This window comes from Viridibacillus soli (assembly GCF_016612995.1).
Taxonomy (GTDB): Bacteria; Bacillota; Bacilli; order Bacillales_A; family Planococcaceae; genus Viridibacillus; species Viridibacillus soli.
Genome location: NZ_JAEOAH010000044.1, coordinates 24966 through 47856, shown reverse-complemented (window position 1 = coordinate 47856; position 22891 = coordinate 24966). Strand labels below are relative to the sequence as shown.

The following is a 22891-nucleotide window of genomic DNA, read 5'->3' as shown; positions in this document are numbered from 1 at the left end:
CTTGTTGCTCGAATATAATTAAACCCTCTAAATTATTTGATTAATTTAGATTGGATTTCTTTCACAAGAATGTCAGCGCCTTCTGGGCTTAAGATTAAGCTACCACCAGCAAGACGGAAGTTATCATCAGACACTTCGCCCGTTACTGCGCAAGTCATATTAGGTAAGTATTTTTTTAAGATGATTTTATCATCATCAACGTAAATTTCAAGAGCGTCTTTTTCAGCGATGCCTAGAGTACGGCGAAGTTCGATAGGAATAACCACACGACCTAATTCATCAACTTTGCGGACAATACCAGTAGATTTCATGACAAGAATTCCTCCTATATTATTATTATTTTTCGTCAAATTTCGACATAGATTCTTTGTCTGTTGTCTATCATACCAACTACTTACATATACGTCAATTATTTTTGTTTGTAAAATGATATTTTTTTTCAAATTTATTCCGTTCTTCAAGTAACATTATCATATGAATTTGACTATTTCCTCGAAAAAGAAGAAAATACATGGTTTATTTGATATATTTAAGTATCTCGAATTCAATAAATAACATTCGACATTTTTCGCCAAAATGGCAATTGATAAACTATGATTGAAAGGTTTTTGGTACTTCGTTAGAATAGTAAGTATACTGTAGAGCACTGGAGGAAGTTTTCGTGGACAATAAAAAGAAAACATTCTATATAACAACACCTATTTATTACCCTAGTGGTAAGTTTCATATCGGAACTGCATATACAACTGTAGCTTCTGATACAATCGCACGCTATAAGCGTCTGCGCGGCTATGACGTACGCTTGCAAACAGGTATGGACGAGCATGGTCAAAAGATTCAAGAAAAAGCAACTGAAGCGAGTAAAGACCCACAACAGTATGTGAATGAAATTGCTGAATCAGCAAAAGCATTATGGAAATTGATGGATATCTCCTATGATGATTTTATCCAAACAACAGAAAAACGTCATAAAGATGCTGTTGAAAAGATTTTCCAAAAATTCTTAGACAACGGTGACATTTATAAAGGGGAGTATGAAGGCTGGTACTGTACTCCATGTGAATCATTCTTCACGGAGTCACAATTAGAAAATGGTAACTGTCCTGACTGTGGCCGCCCTGTGCATAAAGTTAAAGAAGAATCTTATTTCTTTAATATGAAGAAATACGCTGATCGTCTTTTGAAGTATTATGAAGAAAATGTTGAATTTATCGAACCAGAGTCTCGCAAAAACGAAATGATTAATAACTTTATTAAACCAGGTTTAGAAGATCTATCTGTTTCACGTACTTCATTTGACTGGGGTATTCGTGTTCCAGAAGATGCGAAACACGTTATTTACGTATGGGTCGATGCATTAACTAACTATATTACAACGCTTGGCTATATGTCTGATGACGATACGCTATTTAAAAAATACTGGCCAGCAGATGTGCATGTTGTTGGTAAGGATATCGTACGTTTCCATACAATTTACTGGCCAATCTTCTTAATGGCCCTAGATTTACCTTTACCTAAAAAAGTGTTTGCACACGGCTTTATTATGATGAAAGACGGTAAAATGTCAAAATCTAAAGGGAATGTTGTGTATCCTGAAATGTTAATCGAACGTTTTGGTTTAGATGCAACGCGTTACTTCCTATTGCGTGAATTGCCATTCGGCTCAGATGGTGTGTTCTCACCAGAATCATTTGTTGAACGAACAAACTTTGACCTTGCCAATGACCTTGGTAATTTACTGAACCGTACAGTTTCGATGATGAATAAATATTTCGATGGCCATATCCCAACAGAAAGTTTAGAGCCAACAGAATTTGATGCAGCATTAGTTGCTCAAGCAACAGATACAAAAGCGAAATATGAAGAAAATATGGAAAGAATGCAATTTAGTGTTGTTCTTTCAGACGTTTGGGCATTAGTTTCACGTACAAATAAATATATTGATGAAACAGCGCCATGGGTATTAGCAAAAGACGAAGCATTGACAGGTCAATTAGCAACTGTTATGGCTAATCTAGCAGAAAGTTTACGTCAAATTGCAGTTATGTTACAACCATTCATGACAAATGCACCAAAGCAAATTATGGAACAACTGGGGTTAAGTGAAGAACTATTAGCTTGGGAATCACTAAATACATTCGGTGCAATTCCAGCCGGCATAAAAGTAATTGAAAAGGGTGTGCCAATTTTCCCGCGTCTAGATACAGAAGTAGAAGTTGGTTATATCCGTGAACAAATGCAAAGTTCAGTAAAACCTGTCGAAGAACCGAAAAAAGAAGTATCAGCTACAAAAGAAGAGGACGCACCTGAAATCTCAATAGATGATTTCATGAAGGTGGATCTTCGAGTGGCTACAGTAACAGCATGCGATAAAATTCCAAAAGCAGATAAATTATTAAAACTACAATTGGATCTAGGTTATGAGCAACGTCAAGTTGTTTCAGGCATCGCAGAGTATTACAAACCAGAAGAGTTAGTTGGCCGAAAAGTAATTGTTGTTGCCAATTTAAAACCTGTAAAACTACGTGGGGAGCTTTCACAAGGTATGGTTTTAGCAGGAAGTAAAGATGGTATTCTAACTTTAGCGACGGTCGATGAAAAACTAGAAAACGGCGCAAAAGTTAAATAAGTAAATAGCTACGACTAAGGAATCAATTTGATATTGGTCTCGCAAAGGTAAGTTGCGTGTAATATCACTATTTTTCCGAAGTTGAAACCCAAACCAAGAGTCTACTGAATTCAACAGTAGGCTCTTGGTTCTATTTATAGACGCAATAAATTATAGTAACATTTAATCATTATTATTAAGTTTTGATAAAAAAACATTAAAATGGAATTGGATGCCTATACAATTACCTTAATATGGATTTTGAAACATTCCACATGCCCTTTGTAATCAAATTGTAATGTGAATGACAACTCTGAAATCTATTCTTTGTCTAAAATAAAACTACTGTGAGGAGAATGACAATGTTTATCGATACACATGTGCATTTAAATGCTGAGCAATACGAAGAAGATTTACAAGAAGTAATCCAACGCGCGTTAGACGCTGATGTAAAAGAGATGGTTGTTGTAGGATTTGACCGACCAACAATCGAGAAAGCGATGAAATTGATTGATGAATATCCGTTTTTGTATGCAGCAATCGGCTGGCACCCAGTAGATGCTATTGACTGTACAGAAGCGGATTTACAATGGATTGAGGAATTAGCAGCTCATCCAAAGGTAGTAGCAATCGGTGAAACGGGACTTGATTATTATTGGGACAAATCACCAAAGGATGTACAACAGGAATTATTACGTAAACAAATCCGTTTAGCTCAAAAATTAGATTTACCAATTGTCATTCACAATCGTGATGCAACAGAAGATTGTATTCGCATTTTGAAAGAGGAACAGGCAGAAATTACTGGCGGAGTTATGCATTGTTACAGTGGCAGCGTAGAAATTGCAAAAGAATGTGTCAAAATGAATTTCATGATCAGCTTAGGTGGCCCAGTTACGTTCAAAAATGCAAAAAAACCAAAAGAGGTCGCAACAGAAATTCCTCTTGAATATTTGATGATTGAAACAGATGCTCCGTACTTGGCTCCCCACCCATACCGTGGTAAAAGAAATGAGCCATCTCTAGTGCCGTTAGTAGCTGAAGAAATTGCACGCTTAAAGGAATTATCGGTAGAAGAAGTAGCTTCGGTAACCACTACCAATGCCCACCGTTTTTTCAAAATTAACAAGTAAAATGCAAGGTCGCCTTCTATACTTCGGACAGGAAAACTTGCTTTGTTGTCAAAATTAGGTAAAAGACTTAGGTGTTGACAGCTAAAAAGAAGGTCTATATAATCCAACGAGTGATAAGGAGGCGTTTTTCATTACAAAATTTTCCATGAAAAACCTGTTCTCAAGATCATTGAGGAGTAAGCAAGCAGTGATGATGACATTGTCAATCGCACTGTTAATTGCTTTCGTAGCTTCGAATTTATTCGAAAGTACAAACAAAGCCGTGGCAAACGGTGAGCACCAAGAAGTTACAGCACACACCAATATTGTCGGAACAAAAACATCCGACAATGATAAAATACAAACCTCAGTGAATACGAATATTGAAAATAATAAACCAAATTCGTATGAACAGGCATTAAATTTAACCATCCAAGGTGATGGAAGCAACAACAAGATAGCAGGAACCACTTCGACTACGGTCGCTGACTTTTTAAAGCAACCAATAGTTGAGTCAGGAGAACTAGGACGCGTTCAACAAAATAATAAGGCGCTAGCTATAACACCTAACGCAACTGCTTTAGACGTTCGAGTACAAAAAGTCACCGATGTGGTGGAAGGCTCTAAAGGTCCCACAACTGACGTTAATAAAAGGATTACAAGAGTTGCTAATGCCAAAACTTATAAAACTAAAGGTCGTCTAAACTTACGAAAAGGAGCAAGTACGAAATACAAAGTGCTTCTGACTGTTCCGAAGGGCAAAACAGTGACGTACAAAGGTAAAAAGGGTTCTTGGTATAAAGTAAAATATAAAGGCAAAACAGGTTATGTTTCGTCAAAATATTTAACATCAATTAAAAAAGTTTCAAAATCTAAGACACCATCCCGTTCAGACGAGCCGTCTGGTGGTCGAACTATGTACGTAACAGCTACAGCTTATACTGCTTTCTGTAATGGTTGTTCGGGTAAAACGGCTACGGGTATTAACTTAAGAAAAAATCCGAATTTAAAAGTAATTGCGGTCGACCCAAGTGTTATTAAGTTAGGTTCTAAAGTTTGGGTAGAAGATTACGGTTATGCTGTTGCTGGGGATACTGGTGGCGCAATCAAAGGAAACAAGATTGATGTCTTTATTCCAAATAAGCAATCTGTTTATAATTGGGGTCGTAAAAAAATTAAAATTAAAGTATTAAACTAATGCATGTAGTTTTTTAATTTAGTAATATCAAAAGCTTTCCTTGCTCTTGTGAGGGGAGCTTTTTTCGTGTAGGTAGAGTCCGTGCTTGGCCAAAACGAGCCATCTTGCTCTAGCTACTGTACAATATAAGTAACAAAGCAGTAAAATGGTCAAAGGAAGTTTTAGAAAAGAGGATATGATATCCGTGGAAATAAAAGAATTTATTGTTGTTGAAGGAAAAGATGATACGACAGCAATCAAGCGTGCTGTCCATGCAGATACAATCGAAACGAACGGTTCTGCTATCTCAGAGGAAGTTCTACGTCGAATTCAACATGCCCAAGATAAACGTGGAGTTATTGTTTTTACGGATCCTGATTATCCAGGAAGACGTATTCGTGCAATAATTGAACAACGAGTGCCTGATGTGAAGCATGCATTTTTACCGAAGAAGAAAACAATTGCTAAAAACGGTAAAGGTCTTGGCATTGAACATGCGAAGGACGAGGATATCTGCTATGCACTATCGAATGTCTATACACCTAGAGAGGCTACGGAGGATGTTCAGATCATCACGGTAGATGATCTAATCGTGGCCCAGCTATTATCACATAAAAACGCGAAAGCCCGTAGAGACCGTCTTGGTGAGTTACTAAATATTGGTTCAACAAACGGTAAGCAATTACACAAGCGATTACAAATGTTTCAAATAACTATAGAGCAATTCGGCGAAGCGATTGCACAGATTAATCGGGAGGCACAAGATGCATAAAGATATTGCGACACCTGTACGGACGCAAGAAATTTTAAAAAAATATGGTTTTTCATTCAAAAAGAGTTTAGGGCAAAACTTTTTAATCGACCCGAATATTCTTCGTAACATTGTCAGCTATGCTGATTTAACAGAGGATAGTGTGGCGATTGAAGTTGGTCCGGGCATTGGTGCCTTAACAGAGCATTTAGCACGTTCAGCAGGTCAGGTCGTTTCGTTTGAGATCGACCAACGTTTATTACCAGTTCTAGAAGATACACTAAGCTCATATGATAATGTGAAAATTGTACATTCAGATATTTTAAAAGCAGATGTAGCTAAAGAGCTGAACGAGGAGTTTGCGAAATTTAAAGACATTATGGTTGTAGCTAATTTGCCATATTATGTAACAACTCCTATTTTACTTAAATTATTAATGGAAAAATTACCGATACGCGGTATGGTTGTGATGATGCAAAAAGAAGTAGCAGATCGCATTTCAGCACGACCTGGAACGAAAGCGTACGGCTCACTATCGATTGCTATTCAATACTACATGAAAGCTGAAGTAGTGATGACAGTACCAAAAACCGTCTTCATGCCACAACCGAATGTAGACTCAGCTGTTATTCGTTTAACGCGCCATGCTGAGCCACCAGTACATGTAATAGACGAAGAGTTTCTATTTGAAGTATCTAGGGGTTCTTTTGCTCAACGCCGTAAAACCATACTAAATAACCTGCAATCACAATTGCCAGATGGTAAAGCTAAAAAAGAACAAATTTTAGCTGCCCTTGCTACATGTTCTATTGATCCAACACGCCGAGGGGAAACTTTGTCAATTATTGAATTTGGCCAATTGGCTGATGCACTATATCCTACCTTCCGTCAATAAGAGGTCCTGTTACAATCTATGTACATTTTCTGAAAAAATATAGGTTTTTGAATAAAAAACAATTGACATCACTATGAGGGATTGATAAAATAATTTATTTGACTTGACAATTTTATCAATCCCACTTATAATGGTTTATAGTGAGGTGTAAGCGAAAATGCCAAAAACTTTAGCCGACATTAAGAAGTCGTTAGATTGTCATTTGGGTAAACGTTTGCAATTAAAAGCAAACGGTGGTCGCAAGAAAACGATTGAGCGCGCTGGAATATTACGTGAAACATATCGCGCAGTATTTGTAGTTGATCTTGATCAAGATGAAAACGCTTTTGAGCGAGTTTCTTACAGCTACACAGATATACTAACAGAAGCAGTAGAGATTACATTTGATGATGACATCAGAGAGTTAGTCATCGCCAAATAAGTAAGTGCAATTATAATCGAATGTTTTTTTCGAACACTTGTAGCGTATTCTCCGCGTGAGAATATTTTACGAGTGTTTTTGTTTTTTTTGAGCATGCTATGATGGTCAGCCATCAAAGGAGGAATTTCTTATGCCTAGAAAACGTATCATGTCGGATCGTTTGAAAGAAGAGATCGCAAAAGACCTTGGATTTTACGATGTAGTAGAACGAGAAGGATGGGGCGGGATCAAATCACGAGATGCCGGTAATATGGTCAAGAGAGCAATTGAAATGGCGCAACAAGGATTAGCTGAACAAGCAAAGTCAAAGTAAATTGATGATTGCCCAATAATGATGTACTGACAATTGGCTGCCCCACAGCTTGAGCTTTCAACTGTGGGCGGCTTTTCATTTTTATAATAAAGATGAGAAAAAAGTATATAAAAGAGCGTTTGTATTAAAAAATCCCGCAATCGGTAGAGTCGGAGTTTATCTAACAAAGGTCTTCCTGTGGTAGAATAATAATCAGTGAAAAAAGCACGAATAATAGAATCACTTTTTTGAATATTAACCTGCTAGGAAGGAGGCAGCGCTATGCTTTACGTGAAAGCACCTGCCAAAATTAATTTAACTCTTGATGTGCTCTATAAACGTCCTGATGGTTACCATGAGGTCGAGATGATTATGACAACGGTTGATCTAGCCGATAGAGTAGGCCTTAGACTTAGAAAAGACGGGCTTATTAAAATTCATTCGACAGATCGCTTTGTACCGGACGATCAAAGAAACCTAGCTTATCAAGCAGCTAAATTATTAAAAGATACATACAACATAGAAAAAGGTGTATCGATTACAATTGATAAACACATTCCGGTAGCGGCTGGACTAGCTGGGGGTAGCAGTGATGCTGCTGCAACTTTGAAGGGCTTAAATACATTATGGAACTTAAATTTAACTATGGATGAAATTGCGGAATTAGGAGCTGAAATTGGCTCTGACGTGTCTTTCTGTGTTTACGGAGGTACTGCGCTTGCAACCGGCCGTGGAGAGCAGATAGAGGCAATCTCAGCGCCGCCAAGCTGCTGGGTAGTATTAGCGAAGCCGACGATTGGCGTCTCAACAGCGGCCGTTTATGGTGGTTTAAAAATGGAAGATGTCGTTCATCCGGATACAAAACAAATGATTCAAGCAATTGAAACAGACGATTATGATCTTCTTTGTAATACAGTTGGTAATGTATTAGAAACAGTTACATTGAAGTTACATCCAGAAGTAGCAATTATTAAAGAACAAATGAAACGTTTTGGAGCGGATGCCGTATTAATGAGCGGCAGCGGTCCAACTGTGTTTGGCCTTGTGCAAAATGAGGCACGTGTTAGTCGTATTTATAATGGGTTAAGAGGTTTCTGTGATGAAGTATATGCAATCCGTATGCTTGGTGACAGGGATTCTCTTGCTTAAATACGTATGTTTGTGGTATTTTTTGTATAAATCATTCGTGTTCAGGAGAGGATTTCATGAAATGGAAGCGTAGCGAACGTCTTGTAGACATGACGCATTATTTATTGGAGCATCCACAGCAGTTAATCCCTCTTACATTTTTCGCAGAATTGTATCAATCTGCTAAATCGTCTATCAGTGAGGATTTATCGATTGTTAAAGATACATTTGAGGAAAGAGGGATTGGCCTACTAGTTACCGTTCCAGGAGCTGCAGGAGGCGTCAAGTATATTCCTAAAATGCCAGAAGCGGCTGTTAGAGAAGTTATGCAAGAACTGTTGAAGGATTTAAGTCATTCGGATAGACTTTTGCCAGGTGGCTACTTGTTCATGACCGATTTACTTGGTAATCCCGAGTTGATGAATCGAGTTGGAAAAGTATTTGCTTCGGCATTTTGCGATAAAGAAATAGATGTTATTATGACCGTAGCAACAAAAGGTATTTCAATTGCCCATGCCATTGCAAGACATTTGAATGTACCCGTTGTTGTTGTACGTCGTGACAATAAAGTAACAGAAGGTTCCACTGTAAGTATTAACTATGTATCCGGATCATCCCGTCGTATTCAAACGATGGTGCTATCAAAACGTAGCATGCAGAGTGGCCAACGTGTACTTATTACAGACGACTTCATGAAAGTCGGAGGTACGATGAATGGCATGAAAAACTTGTTAGAAGAATTCGACTGCACATTAGCTGGTATCGCCGTGTTAGTGGAAGCAGAACATTTAGATGAGCGCTTAGTAGATGATTATTATTCTCTTGTAAAGTTACAAGAAGTGAATGAAAAGGATCGTACAATTGCTCTAAGTGAAGGAAACTATTTTTCGAAGGGTGGAAATGAAAGATGAATGAAGTAGCAACAAAAAATGCGCCAGCAGCAATTGGCCCATACGTACAAGGTATGATTGTAAATAATATTTTTTATAGCTCAGGTCAAATTCCTTTAACACCAGCTGGCGAGTTTGTAGATGGTGACATCACAGGGCAAACAAACCAAGTTTTCGAGAATCTTAAAGCAGTTCTTAAAGAAGCAGGTGCTTCTTTAGAAAAAGTAGTAAAAACAACTGTATTTATTGCGGATATGAATGACTTCGCAGCAATGAACGAAGTGTATGCAGAGCATTTTGGTGTGCATAAACCAGCTCGCACAACAGTTGAGGTAGCACGTCTACCAAAAGATGCAAAAGTAGAAATTGAGGTCATTGCAGTAATTAGCTAAGTATTATTTAGCTGAAAGAACGATGATATATTGAAAGACTATCAGTGAGCCTATCTGATAGTCTTTTTTGTATAATACCATTCTATTTTTGTAAATTAGGCTAATTAAATAACCAACTTAAGATGCCAAGGTTATTTAAGAAAAGCGTAATTATTAAAATTTCTAAATTGTTAAAAAATATATAAGGGAAAAGAAGGGATTTATAAATCTATATAGAATAAAGTAGATAGAGTTATTATAGCATCCTAGATGAGAGGTGGTGAGAGAATGGAAGTAACAGATGTAAGATTACGTCGTGTACAAACTGATGGCCGTATGCGTGCCATTGCTTCCATCACACTTGACAACGAATTTGTAGTGCATGATATTCGCGTCATTGATGGTAACGCAGGATTATTCGTAGCAATGCCGAGTAAACGTACACCAGATGGCGAGTTTCGTGATATTGCGCATCCGATTAATTCGGGTACTCGTACTAAAATTCAAGAAGCTGTACTTAAAGCTTATGAAGAGTCGAGTGACGAAGATGCGACGGTCTTTGAAGAAGAAGAACAACAAATTCAATAATTCGTGAATCGAGAGCCCTTCAATTATGAAGCAGGCTCTTTTTTTTGTAAAAATCCCCCTCGATGCAGCGAGGGGATATAACTAATTGTTATTTAATTGTATTTATAAGGAAAGTATCCAAGAGAATAGGGTATTAAATTAGCGAAGTCAAAAATGGGTTTTGGATGTAAGTGTTTATTTTGTAGGTTAATCTCATATGTTTTTAATGGGTATAAATAAATAGTTTTTAAAATCAATTTACTAAAAAAGTGAGGTTACTGGAATTTCTTTATAAAAAAAGAAAAGAATTAATATAATAAATTATTTTTCATAGTTTTGTCAAGTCCAGAAGCCTTGAAAATTAGCTACATTTGCTTTATAGTCAAAAGAGAAAATCAGCTAAAATGGAGGACTTGCGAAATGACGAATGTTTATGCCGTTATACTGGCTGCTGGCCAAGGTACGCGTATGAAGTCCAAATTATATAAAGTTCTTCATCCGGTTTGTGGGAAACCAATGGTTGAACATGTAGTTGATCATATTCAAACATTAGATGCAGAACGTATTGTGACTATCGTTGGTCATGGGGCTGAAAAGGTAAAGGACCAACTTGGTGAAAAAAGTGAGTATGTATTACAAGCTGAACAGCTTGGTACTGCACATGCCGTCCAACAAGTCGAACCAATCCTTGGAAAACTTGAAGGAACGACGATTGTTATTTGTGGGGACACACCTTTAATTCTCCCCGAAACAATGAAAGCGTTGTTTGAACATCATGAAGCAAATCATGCAAAAGCAACGATTTTAACTGCCATTGCTGAAGATCCAACTGGTTATGGCCGAATCCTTCGTTCTACAGAAAATCAGGTTGCTCAAATTGTTGAGCAAAAAGATGCAACAACTGAACAACAACAAGTAACAGAAATCAATACAGGTACTTACTGCTTTGATAACAAAGCGTTATTTGCTACGTTGAAACTTGTAAAGAATAATAATGCTCAAGGTGAATATTATTTACCGGATGTCATTGAAATTTTACAAAAGCAGGGTGAAGTAGTTACAGCATATGTAACTGAAAACTTCGCCGAAACACTTGGTGTAAACGACCGCTTTGCATTGTCTCAAGCAGAAGCAACAATGCGTGCACGTATCAACGAACAACATATGCGTAATGGGGTAACGATCATCAACCCAGCTAACACATATATTAGCGTTGATGCACAAATTGGTCGTGATACAGTAATTCAACCTGGTGTTATCATAGAAGGTGCTTCAAGCATTGGAGAAGATTGCATCATTGGTCCAAATAGCCATATTCAAAATAGCCGTATTGGTGATCGTACAACTGTGCATTCTTCAGTTGTGTGTGATAGTGTCATCGGTGAAGATACAGCTGTCGGTCCATTCGCACATATTCGACCAAACTCTGATCTGGGCAATCATGTGAAAATCGGCAACTTTGTTGAAGTGAAGAAAACAAAAATTGACGATGGTAGTAAAGTGTCTCACTTAACTTACTTAGGGGATGCGGAAGTAGGCTCTAAAGTCAATATTGGTTGCGGTACAATTACTGTCAATTATGATGGTAAAAACAAGTTTAAAACAGTAATTGAGGATAATGCTTTTGTAGGTTGTAACTCTAATTTAGTTGCACCCGTCACGGTAGGAAAAGGCTCATACGTAGCAGCTGGCTCAACAATTACAAAAGACATACCTGCTGATGCACTAGCTATTGCACGATCTAGACAAGAAAACAAAGAAAACTATGTTAACAAATTAGATTTAAAATAATTAAAATTAACAGGAGGCCATCATGCCGTATCAATATGCCAACTCAAAGTTAAAAATCTTTTCATTAAACTCAAACCGACCTTTAGCTGAAGAAATTGCTAAAGAAGTAGGTGTAGAGTTAGGAAAATGCTCTGTAAAACATTTCAGTGATGGAGAAATTCAAATTAATATTGAGGAAAGTATTCGTGGTTGTGACGTATTTATCGTGCAGTCTACTTCAGGTCCAGTAAACGAAAACTTAATGGAACTACTTATTATGGTTGATGCTGTGAAACGTGCTTCTGCGCGCACAGTAAACGTAGTATTACCTTACTATGGTTATGCTCGTCAAGATCGTAAAGCACGTGCACGTGAACCAATTACGGCTAAATTAGTGGCTAACTTACTTGAAACTGCAGGAGCAACTCGTGCAATCGTTCTTGACTTGCACGCTCCACAAATTCAAGGTTTCTTTGACATCTTAATGGATCACTTAATGGGTGTTCCATTGTTATCTGATCATTTCAAAGCAAAAGGCTTCAATTCAGAAGAAATCGTTATCGTATCACCTGACCACGGTGGTGTAACTCGTGCTCGTAAAATGGCAGATCGCTTAAAAGCACCAATTGCTATTATCGATAAACGTCGTCCACGTCCAAACGTTGCAGAAGTTATGAACATCGTTGGTAGCGTCGATGGTAAAGTAGCAATCTTAATCGATGATATTATTGATACGGCAGGTACAATTACAATCGGTGCTGAAGCATTAGTAAAAGCTGGTGCTAAAGAAGTTTACGCTTGCTGTACACACCCTGTATTATCAGGTCCAGCTATCGAACGTATTGATAACTCTGTTATTAAAGAATTAGTGATTACAAATTCTATCCAATTACCGGAAGAGAAAAAATCACCAAAAATTAAACAATTATCTGTTGCAACACTATTAGCAGACGCAATCGTACGTATTTATGAAAACAAATCTGTAAGTACTTTATTCGATTAATAAAGAGAAATGTTTGAATTCCTAGCTAAAAAGGTACATATATTAATATGGCTATGCTAGCTAGGAAGGGAGACATGTATCTATATGAGTACTGTAGTTCATGCAAAAAAACGTGAGGTCGGACATCGCTCTGTATTAACAGAACTTCGACAAGTTGGTTTTGTACCAGCTGTGGTGTATGGGTGTAAAACAGAGTCAACGCCTATTGCAATTAATGCGAGAGATTATGAGAAAACATTGCGTGAAGATGGTAAAAACTCCGTAGTAACATTAGAACTTGATGGCAAAAAAATAAATGCTGTATTAAATGCCGCTCAAAAATGCGCATTGAAGGGGACATTAGTTCACTTAGACTTTTTAGCGGTTAATATGTCAGATGCTTTAGAAGTGAGTGTACCAGTCAGTATTACTGGTGATTCAGTAGGGGTGAGAGAAGGCGGTGTCCTTCACCAACCAAACCGTGAAGTAATATTAAAGGTGAAACCATCAGATATTCCAGAATCAATAGAGATTGATATTTCAGCATTAGAAATTGGCGGCACATTAGCTGTTAGTGATATTCGTAGTGTATCAACATTTAAAATTCTAGATACAGATGATCTCCTTCTTGTTACCATATCGGCACCTATAGTTGAAGCTGAATCAGCAAAAGTTGATGAAGAAGCTTCAATAGAAGCAAATAATGCCGCAAAGTAAAATAAATTTCATAAAAAGACTTACCATATCCCAATAAGAATGGTAAGTCTTTTTATTCATTAGAGTTTCTAGTTATTTGAAAATATGTAGACATTACGGTTTGTTTATGACAAGGGTAAGGAACCAGTTTGATTATGTCACGTCTAACGTAATGGTAATGAAATAATATTGTAATAATACCGTAAATGGTGTATCGTAAGTGATTAAATTGTAGAAATGTGAGGTAAATAGAATGGAGAAAGTAAAAAAACTTTGGAATCATACTTTGACTTATGTAAGTGTGCGAACGATTTATTACTTAGCGATTCTAATTTTACTCGTTCTCTTATATGGGTTTCATGATATGAATGCGGGGCCATTTATATACACAGAATTTTAAAGTAAGGAGGGCTTCCGTTGAATATACTTTCGACTATTAAAAATATAGCTTTAGATAATGAAGATTCTATTGCATTTCAAAGTGGTGATGTAACATTATGTTATGGCGATTTATGGAAACAATCAGAATCACTAGCTACGTATTTAACAACTTTAAAACTCCCTAAGAAAGCGCCTATTATCGTGTATGGCCATATGTCACCGAAGATGGTCAGTTCTTTTTTAGGAGTAGTCAAATCGGGTCATCCTTATATTCCGGTGGATGTATCAATTCCGAAAGAACGCATTCAAAAAATTATAGAATGCTCAAATGCAGCATTTCTAATTGAAACAGAGGTTTTAGAAAGAGATTCTCTTCAGCAGGCTTCGATTCCTTCTATGTCAGAAGGGCAATTAGCAAATATATTAGCTGAACATACCGAAGGGCCAACTTCATCAACTTGGGTGAAAGGCCATGAAAACTTTTATATTATTTACACTTCTGGTAGCACTGGTAATCCTAAGGGCGTTCAGATTTCAGCACAAAATTTAGAGAGTTTTGTTAACTGGATGCATGTAGATTTTCCGATAACTAATGGCGGAGTATTTTTGAATCAAGCACCATTTTCTTTTGATTTATCTGTAATGGATCTCTATCCTGCATTGACTACGGGTGCTACATTATTTACCATCTCCAAAGAGATGATTGCAAGCCCACAAGCATTGTTTATGCAACTATCACAGTCAAAAATAGGCGTTTGGACATCCACTCCATCATTTGTACAAATGTGTTTGATGAATCCAGAATTCTCTAGTGAGATGCTGCCGTCATTAAAGACATTTTTATTTTGTGGAGAAGTATTAACGAGAGAAGTTGCAAGCAAATTATTGAAATTGTTCCCGAGTGCGCGCATTTTCAATACATATGGCCCAACTGAGGCAACCGTAGCTGTTTCAGCAGTAGAAGTAACGGCTGAACTATTAAATAACTACTTGTCTTTACCAATAGGTTATATAAAAAACGATACACAGATGCTTATTATAGATGACGAGGATCGTTTATTACCTGATGGTGAGAAGGGTGAAATGATTATTGTTGGTCCAAGTGTTAGTAAAGGTTATTTAGGTGAACCTAATTTAACTGAAAAGGCCTTTTTTGAATATGAAGGGCAGCAGGCGTACCGTACTGGAGATATTGGGTATCAGAAAGACGGTTTGCATTTTTATAGTGGTCGAGCGGATTTTCAGGTGAAGGTTCATGGCTATAGAATGGAACTTGAGGAAATTGAAAATCATTTATTACACTGCCAATATGTAGATTCATGTGTAGTCGTACCGGTTTTTAAAAACGAGGCTGTAGATCTTTTAGCTGCATATATCGTACCCGGAGAACATTCTTTCGAAAAAAATTATCAATTATCAAGCGCTATAAAAAAAGAATTAGCAAAAAAGTTACCAGCATATATGATTCCGAGAAAATTTAACTATTGTGAACAGTTACCAATGACTTCTAATGGTAAAATAAATCGAAAACAATTAGTTGCTGAGGTTATGGTATGATTCCATATGGCTCGTTTATATTTTTCTTTTTAATTGGTATTTTCCTTTTACCTACAATTATTCTTGGGTTGTTAGGTAAATCATCGAAAATTTATAATATGCTTGTGTCTATTGTTATATTGGCTGTTATTTTCGGGAACTCGAAGACCGGCGCAATATCTATTATTTTGTTTACAATTTTCCAAATTGCTTTAATTAAGGGCTACCACTATTATCGTAAAGACCGCAATAATACAGTTGTTTTTTGTACGATGGTACTAATGGCAATATTGCCATTAGTGCTTGTAAAAGTATTACCATTACTTGGATTGAATCATCTATTTGGCTTCCTTGGCGTTTCTTATATTACGTTTAAGGCCGTGCAGATGATTATTGAAACACGCGATGGCTTGATGAAGAAGCAGACGTTACCGATGGGTGAGCTCATTTATTTCTTACTATTCTTCCCGACTGTTTCATCAGGTCCAATCGATCGTTGGAAACGATTTGAGAAAGATGTTAATAAGACATTTTCAAAAGAGGAGTATAAGGAGCTTTTATACTTAGGGATTAATAGTATTTTCCGAGGATTCTTATACAAATTTATTTTTGCATTTTTAATTTACAATAAAATTCTTGTCTATTTACCTGACCATGCAACGTATATCCATTCACCATTCTGGGCTAATGTAGCATATATGTATGTTTACAGCGTATATCTATTCTTTGATTTTGCAGGCTATAGTGCATTTGCTATAGGAGTGAGTTACTTGATGGGCGTTAAGACACCAGAGAACTTTAACATGCCATTTATTAGCAAAAACATTAAAGACTTCTGGAATCGTTGGCATATGAGTCTATCATTCTGGTTTAGAGATTATGTATATATGCGTTTTGTATTTTGGATGACAAAGAAAAAGTGGATTAAAAATCGTTATACGGTGTCTAATATAGGTTATTTTCTATTATTCTTCATCATGGGTATTTGGCATGGGCTAGAATGGCATTTTGTTATTTATGGCTTGTACCATGCAGTTCTTATCGTTGGATATGATTACTTTGATCGTTGGAATCGAAAACATAAACTATGGCCAAAAAATAAATGGACACATGGTGTATCTGTGTTTATAACATTTAACTTTATTTGCTTTGGCTTTTATATTTTCTCAGGACAATTATTTAAATAATAAAGGAGTTTGATTATGATGGAAAAACAAAAAGTATATGAATTATTAGCAGAAGTTTGTCAGGAAGATGTCGTTGTAGAGCAACCAGATATCGATTTATTTGAAGAGGGTTTACTAGATTCATTTGGTATTATTACTTTTTTAGTTGAAGTTGAAGAGAAATTTGGTATTTCAGTTTCAATTACAGAGTTCACGCGCGAGGAGTGGAATACACCAAATCGTATCGCAGAGCAGCTAGCTGAGCGTGTATGAAAAAGTATGCCTTCTTACCGCTAATAATTGCGGTAATATTGTTTTTAGTATTTTTATTTATACCGAATAAATGGTTGGTTTTTTTGGTTTCAGATAAGGATGTCGAGGATGCGAAAACCGCATTGAATCCACTTATGTTCCAAGGGGAGTATATGCAAAATCGCTTATTACAAGAGCCGAATATGCTGCCGATTTACGGCTCATCTGAGTTGAATCGTTTTGACCCATTCCATCCGTATAACTATTTTAAAGCAAATGATGCGGGTTTTACGACGTATTTATACGGCCGTGGTGGTACGCAATCCATTCATCATTTCCTGAACTTTGCCGCTCAGGAAAAAAATTTAAAGGATAAGAAATTGGTATTCATTATTTCACCACAATGGTTCACAAAGACGGGTGTTGATGAATTTCATTTCTCACCAAACTATTCGATGCTACAGTCATATGATTTAGCGCTGAATGATGAACTAGATCCGGAGCTGAAGAAAAAAGCAATGGAGCGCCTTTTGGAATTTGAAACGGTGAAAAGGGACTTTATTTTATCAACAATCTATGAAAATGAAGTAACTGGCGGAGAAAAGTATCCGATTAAAGCAGCACTGGCAAAACCCGTTGCTTTCTTTAATAAAAAGCTGATGGAGAAAAAGGATTTGTACTACTCTGTAATGGGTACGCCACGCGAAAAATTGCATGCAAATCCAGAAATGGTTGAAGGGAAATCATTTGAACAGCTGACGAAACATGCAGATGAATACGGTAGCGAGCGTGTTACAACAAATGATTTATCTATTAACGACCGCTATTTTAAAAAGAAAATTGAGTTTAAGCTAAAGGAACTCAAGGAATTCCGTAAAGATGAAAGCTATACAGATTCTCCTGAATATGAAGATTTCCAAATGGTATTGGAAATACTAAAGGATGCAGGTGCGAAGCCTATGTTCGTATCAATCCCGGTGAACGGGAAATGGTATGACTATGCAGGCTTCCCACAGGAGCGTCGCGAGGAATATTACGCGAAGATTAATAAGCAAGTGCAGGGGGCAGGTTTCCCGCTTGTCGATTTTACTGCTTATGAGTACGAGCCGCATTTTATTAGTGATACAATTCATATTTCATGGAAAGGTTGGGTATATCTCGACCATGAAATGGCTAATTACTGGAAGCTACAATAGTCATATAAAGAAAATCGCCGGATCATTTAATAATGATTAGGCGATTTTTTTTGTGTAAGAAGGTCGAAAAACCACTAATAATTGCGATTTTTTATAATTTCCAACGGTATGTGATAAAATAGCATGGATTAGGCAGAAAAGGAAGATGCTATTATGAAACTAATAATTGGACTCGGCAATCCGGGAAAGACATATGAACATACACACCACAATGTCGGTTTCGATACAATCGACATATTAGCAGCAAAATGGGGCGTATCGTTAAATCAATCTAAATTTAATGGTATGTATGGAACAATTCATCGTCCAGAAGGTAAAGTAATGTTATTGAAGCCACTTACTTATATGAATATTTCTGGGGAATGTGTTGGCCCAATTATGGATTACTTTGATATTGATGTGGAAGATATCGTTGTTATTTATGATGATTTAGATTTAGATAAAGGCAAATTACGTCTGCGACAAAAAGGGAGTGCCGGTGGACATAACGGTATTAAATCGTTAATCCAGCATCTTGGTACTCAAAACTTCAACCGTATTCGTATCGGTATTAGCCGTCCACCTGCTGGCATGAAAGTATCTGATTATGTTCTTTCGAGATTTTCAAAAGAAGATCAGCCATTAATGCAAGATGCTTTCGATAAAGCAGCAGATGCTTGTGAATACTCGTTAGCCAAACCTTTCATAGATGTTATGAACCAATTTAATTAATGAAAGAGCATAAATTGCCATGTGACTGTCTATACTTTTTATAAAGGAGGGCATGTTGCATATGGCAATTCATTATCGCTGTCGGCACTGTGAAACTGAGGTTGGGCTACTGCCTTTCGATTCAGAGGAAAGTGTCCGCAGGCTCCATCAATTAAATGAAGCAGAGGCAAAGCAATATATTCACAAAGACCATAATGGAGATACAACGGTTGAGTGTATTTGTGAGCACTGTGAAGAATCTTTAAAGCAATTTCCAGATTATTATGCATTAAAAAAATGGCTACAATAAGGAAGAATGCTTTGGTGCGCTATGCGTCCAAGGCCTTTTTCTGTATACGAATGATAAGGAAAGATGAAATAGATAACTGAACTACTCGTAAAATAAAAATAGAGCGAGTGTTAGATGATCCAAACATGATGTAATTTTGATAGGAAGGAGGGCTTTTATTTGGAAATTTTACGTAAATTATTCTCTCAAGATATGCATATAACAAACTTATTGGAAGACTTGCAAAAAGGTAATGGCTCTCAGCTTATTACAGGCCTTTCTGGGAGTGCACGTCCAGCCTTTTTGGATACAATTTATGGGGCAATTGAAAAGCCGGTATATATTATTTCTCCGAATTTATTGCAGGCGCAGAAAATGTACGACGATCTAGTGAAGCTAATTGGCGAGGAACTAGTTCACTATTACCCAGCAGATGAATTTATCGCGGCTGATATGTCGATAGCGAGTCCGGAGTTAAGAGCACAACGAATCGAAACAATTGATCATATGCTACATGAGCAAAAGGGGATCTATATTATTCCTGTGGCTGGCTTACGTAAAATGATGTCACCGAGAGAGCAATGGCTCGATTTACGCCTTCGTACGGCTATTGGAGAAGAAATTGACGTAGAAGTTTGGTTGAATCAGCTTGTTGTGATGGGCTATACACGAGGGCAAATGGTGACAACACCTGGAGAATTTGCGCTACGTGGTGGTATTTTAGATATTTATCCACCATATATGGAAGTACCTATACGTATTGAGTTATTCGATACGGAAGTTGATTCGATCCGTACATTTTCGGCTGATGACCAGCGCTCAATCGATAAACTAAATGACGTGCGTATTTTACCAGCGGCAGAATTTGTTTTAACGAAAGAGCAGCGAGTGATATTGGCTGAGAAATTAGAAGATGCATTGGCAGAAAGTTTGCGTAAGGTAAAAGCGCAAGACGTCAAAGAAGCACTTTATCAAAATATCCAAGCTGATATCGAAATGCTAAGTCAAGGTAACTTACCTAACTACGCAAATAAATATGGCTCGCTGTTATATGATAAGCCATCTTATTTAGGTGATTATTTTGTTCGAAACGGCCTTGTTGTATTTGATGAGCTTGGCCGTGTACAGGAAGTAATGGAGGCATGGGAGAAGGAAGAAAAGGAATGGTTCTTATCTCTTCTTGAAGAAGGGAAAATGGTCCATGCGGTAAAGCCATCTTATTCGCTAAAGGAAATTTTAGCAATGCTGAATCAACCTAAACTCTATCTTGCCCTATTTACGCGTGCATTTTCTGGTGTGCAATTTAAGAAGACAACAAGCTTCTCATGTAAACCGATGCAGCATTTCCATGCACAAATGCCCTTATTGAAAAATGAAATCGAACGCTGGGAGCAAGGCAAATTCACCGTTCTTTTTGTAGCAGAAGGCCAAGAGCGTCTACGTAAAATGCAAACAGTATTAGATGATTACGATATTCATATACAACTAGGCGAGCCAAATGGTGCAGGTGTTTTTGCAATCGACGGTACATTGACAGCTGGTTTCGAGCTACCATTACAACGTTTAGCAATTGTCACGGAAGAGGAGTTATTTAAACAAAAACCGAAAAAGAAAACGCGCCCTCAGAAAATGACAAATGCCGAGCGTATAAAAAGCTATACCGAGATCAAACCTGGCGATTACGTTGTGCATATTCATCATGGTATTGGGAAATATATCGGTATTGAAACGTTAGAAGTGAAAGGCTCACATAAAGACTACTTACACATCCGGTACCGAGCAGATGATAAATTATTCGTGCCAGTCGACCAAATTGATTTAATCCAAAAATACGTTGCATCTGAAGACCGTGAACCGAAGCTACATAAGCTAGGCGGAGCAGAATGGAAGCGTGCAAAGAGCAAAGTATCTTCTGCTGTACAAGATATTGCAGATGATTTAATCAAGTTATATGCGAAACGTGAAGCTGAAGTTGGTTTTGCCTTTGCACCAGATGGCGATGAGCAACGCTCCTTTGAAGCTGTATTCCCTTATGAGGAAACAGATGATCAATTACGTTCAATTCGCGAAGTGAAGCATGACATGGAACGGCAGCGCCCAATGGACCGTCTTGTGTGTGGTGATGTTGGTTATGGTAAAACAGAGGTTGCTATTCGAGCTGCCTTTAAAGCCATTATGGACGGGAAGCAAGTAGCCTTCCTAGTTCCAACAACCATTTTAGCCCAACAGCATTTTGAAACGATGCAGGAACGCTTCCAAGAACAAGCGGTTTCAATCGGTCTACTAAGCCGTTTCCGTACGAAAAAGCAGCAAGCAGAAACACTCAAAGGGTTAAAGTCTGGCACCGTAGATATCGTCGTGGGTACTCATCGTTTGTTATCTAAAGACGTTGTTTATCGTGATTTAGGATTACTCGTCGTCGATGAAGAACAACGATTTGGCGTGACGCATAAAGAAAAAATTAAACAATTAAAAACAAATGTGGATGTTTTAACGTTAACCGCAACACCAATCCCTCGTACGCTTCATATGTCGATGGTAGGCGTCCGTGATTTATCAGTTATTGAAACACCACCTGCAAACCGTTTCCCAGTGCAGACATATGTTATGGAGCATAGCGGTGCACTTGTGCGTGAAGCGATTGAACGTGAAATGTCACGTGGTGGGCAAACGTTCTATTTATATAATCGTGTTGAAGATATGGCGAAAAAGGTACAGGAGATTCAAGAACTTGTGCCTGAAGCCCGTGTTGGTTTTGCCCATGGTCAGATGACAGAATCAGAACTAGAGTCTGTCATTTTAGGGTTTTTAGACGGGGACTATGATGTTTTGGTAACGACAACAATTATTGAAACAGGTATCGATATTCCAAATGTAAATACATTAATCGTATACAATGCAGATCGCATGGGTTTATCACAGCTTTATCAGCTGCGTGGACGTGTTGGGCGTTCAAATCGTGTAGCATATGCCTACTTTATGTATCAACGTGATAAAGTGCTGACAGAGGTAGCTGAACAACGTTTACAAGCAATTAAAGAATTTACCGAGCTTGGCTCAGGATTTAAAATTGCAATGCGCGATTTATCAATTCGAGGGGCAGGGAATTTACTAGGCTCACAGCAACATGGCTTTATTGATTCTGTCGGATTTGACTTGTACTCACAAATGCTTGAAGAAGCAATTGAAGAAAGACGCAGTGGTACGAAAAAAGAGGATATACTAGAAATTGAAATTATTTTACCTTATGATGCATATATTCCAGATCAATATATTCCAGACGGCTATCAAAAAATTCAAATGTATAAACGAGTTAAAGCGATGGAAGAAGAAGATGACTATGTAGAAATCATCGATGAACTACAAGATCGATTTGGCGATGTACCATTTGAAACGAAACGATTATTACGCATTGCACGAATGAAAGTTTGGGCGAAGCAGTCTGGTGTCGCTTCAATCAAAGAAAGTAATAAAATAATTACGATTCAAATTTCAGAGCAAGGTACAGCGAATATAGATGGGGCAAAAGTCGTCTCGGAATCATTGAAATTTGGGCGAGCAGTTGGTTTCAAAATGGATGGCCAACAACTATTATTAACAATTGATGAACGCAAAATGGATAAGCAATTACCATTCGATATATTAGAAGAAATCATGCAACTTTTGCCAGCTGCAAAAAGGGAAGAATCTGCACCTGTTGCTGAGTAATACCACTTTTTGC

23 protein-coding genes are annotated in these 22891 nt (G+C 37.4%); 22 read left to right on the top strand and 1 reads right to left on the bottom strand.

Features of this window, described 5'->3' with window-relative positions:
* Positions 1-32: 32 nt before the first annotated feature.
* Positions 33-311, bottom strand: coding sequence for an AbrB/MazE/SpoVT family DNA-binding domain-containing protein (locus JFL43_RS19150; protein WP_100795421.1), 279 nt, complete (start codon positions 309-311; stop codon positions 33-35).
* A gap of 350 nt (positions 312-661) precedes the next feature.
* On the opposite strand from JFL43_RS19150, the gene metG reads away from it, so the two are divergent.
* The 22 genes from metG to mfd all read left to right on the top strand — a co-directional run bounded on the left by metG (position 662) and on the right by mfd (position 22878).
* Positions 662-2629, top strand: a complete 1968-nt coding sequence (metG, locus tag JFL43_RS19145) for a methionine--tRNA ligase (RefSeq protein WP_200750259.1) — start codon at positions 662-664, stop codon at positions 2627-2629.
* Positions 2630-2970: 341 nt separating this feature from the next.
* Positions 2971-3741: a TatD family hydrolase gene (locus JFL43_RS19140; RefSeq protein ID WP_200750258.1), complete on the top strand. Its 771-nt coding sequence runs from the start codon at positions 2971-2973 to the stop codon at positions 3739-3741.
* A gap of 190 nt (positions 3742-3931) precedes the next feature.
* Entirely contained in the window at positions 3932-4918 is a 987-nt protein-coding gene (locus JFL43_RS19135) for a 3D domain-containing protein (RefSeq protein WP_234447893.1), read from the top strand.
* A gap of 184 nt (positions 4919-5102) precedes the next feature.
* Positions 5103-5669, top strand: coding sequence for a ribonuclease M5 (gene rnmV / locus JFL43_RS19130; RefSeq protein ID WP_200750257.1), 567 nt, complete (start codon positions 5103-5105; stop codon positions 5667-5669).
* Entirely contained in the window at positions 5662-6543 is an 882-nt protein-coding gene (gene rsmA, locus JFL43_RS19125) for a 16S rRNA (adenine(1518)-N(6)/adenine(1519)-N(6))-dimethyltransferase RsmA (protein ID WP_200750256.1), read from the top strand. Before rnmV ends, rsmA begins: the two co-directional genes overlap by 8 nt.
* A 157-nt stretch (positions 6544-6700) precedes the next feature.
* On the top strand, positions 6701-6964 hold the full coding sequence (gene veg, locus JFL43_RS19120; protein WP_100795427.1) for a biofilm formation stimulator Veg: 264 nt from the start codon (positions 6701-6703) through the stop codon (positions 6962-6964).
* A 130-nt stretch (positions 6965-7094) separates the two neighbouring features.
* Positions 7095-7277 carry a small, acid-soluble spore protein, alpha/beta type gene (locus JFL43_RS19115; protein ID WP_100795428.1) on the top strand — a complete coding sequence of 61 codons (183 nt, stop codon included), beginning with the start codon at positions 7095-7097 and terminating at the stop codon, positions 7275-7277.
* Positions 7278-7538: 261 nt separating this feature from the next.
* On the top strand, positions 7539-8405 hold the full coding sequence (gene ispE, locus JFL43_RS19110; protein ID WP_100795429.1) for a 4-(cytidine 5'-diphospho)-2-C-methyl-D-erythritol kinase: 867 nt from the start codon (positions 7539-7541) through the stop codon (positions 8403-8405).
* A gap of 56 nt (positions 8406-8461) precedes the next feature.
* Complete coding sequence (gene purR / locus JFL43_RS19105; protein ID WP_100795430.1) at positions 8462-9295, top strand: pur operon repressor; 834 nt, start codon at positions 8462-8464, stop codon at positions 9293-9295.
* The gene (locus JFL43_RS19100) at positions 9292-9666 is read left to right on the top strand and encodes a RidA family protein (protein ID WP_200750255.1); all 375 of its coding nucleotides are present in this window, start codon (positions 9292-9294) and stop codon (positions 9664-9666) included. Before purR ends, JFL43_RS19100 begins: the two co-directional genes overlap by 4 nt.
* Before the next feature lie 267 nt (positions 9667-9933).
* Entirely contained in the window at positions 9934-10233 is a 300-nt protein-coding gene (gene spoVG, locus JFL43_RS19095) for a septation regulator SpoVG (RefSeq protein ID WP_100795432.1), read from the top strand.
* Between the two features lie 399 nt (positions 10234-10632).
* Entirely contained in the window at positions 10633-12003 is a 1371-nt protein-coding gene (glmU, locus tag JFL43_RS19090) for a bifunctional UDP-N-acetylglucosamine diphosphorylase/glucosamine-1-phosphate N-acetyltransferase GlmU (protein WP_200750254.1), read from the top strand.
* A 22-nt stretch (positions 12004-12025) separates the two neighbouring features.
* The gene (locus JFL43_RS19085; protein ID WP_100795434.1) at positions 12026-12985 is read left to right on the top strand and encodes a ribose-phosphate diphosphokinase; all 960 of its coding nucleotides are present in this window, start codon (positions 12026-12028) and stop codon (positions 12983-12985) included.
* Between the two features lie 84 nt (positions 12986-13069).
* Positions 13070-13681, top strand: coding sequence for a 50S ribosomal protein L25/general stress protein Ctc (locus JFL43_RS19080; RefSeq protein WP_200750253.1), 612 nt, complete (start codon positions 13070-13072; stop codon positions 13679-13681).
* 232 nt (positions 13682-13913) lie between these two features.
* Entirely contained in the window at positions 13914-14060 is a 147-nt protein-coding gene (gene dltX / locus JFL43_RS19075) for a teichoic acid D-Ala incorporation-associated protein DltX (RefSeq protein ID WP_100795436.1), read from the top strand.
* 17 nt (positions 14061-14077) lie between these two features.
* Positions 14078-15598 carry a D-alanine--poly(phosphoribitol) ligase subunit DltA gene (gene dltA, locus JFL43_RS19070; protein ID WP_200750252.1) on the top strand — a complete coding sequence of 507 codons (1521 nt, stop codon included), beginning with the start codon at positions 14078-14080 and terminating at the stop codon, positions 15596-15598.
* Entirely contained in the window at positions 15595-16764 is a 1170-nt protein-coding gene (dltB, locus tag JFL43_RS19065; RefSeq protein ID WP_100795438.1) for a D-alanyl-lipoteichoic acid biosynthesis protein DltB, read from the top strand. The genes dltA and dltB overlap by 4 nt, the downstream gene beginning before the upstream one ends.
* Positions 16765-16782: 18 nt before the next feature.
* The gene (dltC, locus tag JFL43_RS19060) at positions 16783-17016 is read left to right on the top strand and encodes a D-alanine--poly(phosphoribitol) ligase subunit 2 (protein ID WP_038179260.1); all 234 of its coding nucleotides are present in this window, start codon (positions 16783-16785) and stop codon (positions 17014-17016) included.
* Complete coding sequence (gene dltD, locus JFL43_RS19055; RefSeq protein ID WP_200750251.1) at positions 17013-18191, top strand: D-alanyl-lipoteichoic acid biosynthesis protein DltD; 1179 nt, start codon at positions 17013-17015, stop codon at positions 18189-18191. The genes dltC and dltD overlap by 4 nt, the downstream gene beginning before the upstream one ends.
* A 153-nt stretch (positions 18192-18344) precedes the next feature.
* The gene (pth, locus tag JFL43_RS19050; protein WP_100795441.1) at positions 18345-18902 is read left to right on the top strand and encodes an aminoacyl-tRNA hydrolase; all 558 of its coding nucleotides are present in this window, start codon (positions 18345-18347) and stop codon (positions 18900-18902) included.
* A 61-nt stretch (positions 18903-18963) separates the two neighbouring features.
* Entirely contained in the window at positions 18964-19191 is a 228-nt protein-coding gene (locus JFL43_RS19045) for an anti-sigma-F factor Fin (protein WP_100795442.1), read from the top strand.
* Positions 19192-19350: 159 nt separating this feature from the next.
* Complete coding sequence (gene mfd / locus JFL43_RS19040) at positions 19351-22878, top strand: transcription-repair coupling factor (RefSeq protein WP_200750250.1); 3528 nt, start codon at positions 19351-19353, stop codon at positions 22876-22878.
* Positions 22879-22891: the final 13 nt, after the last annotated feature.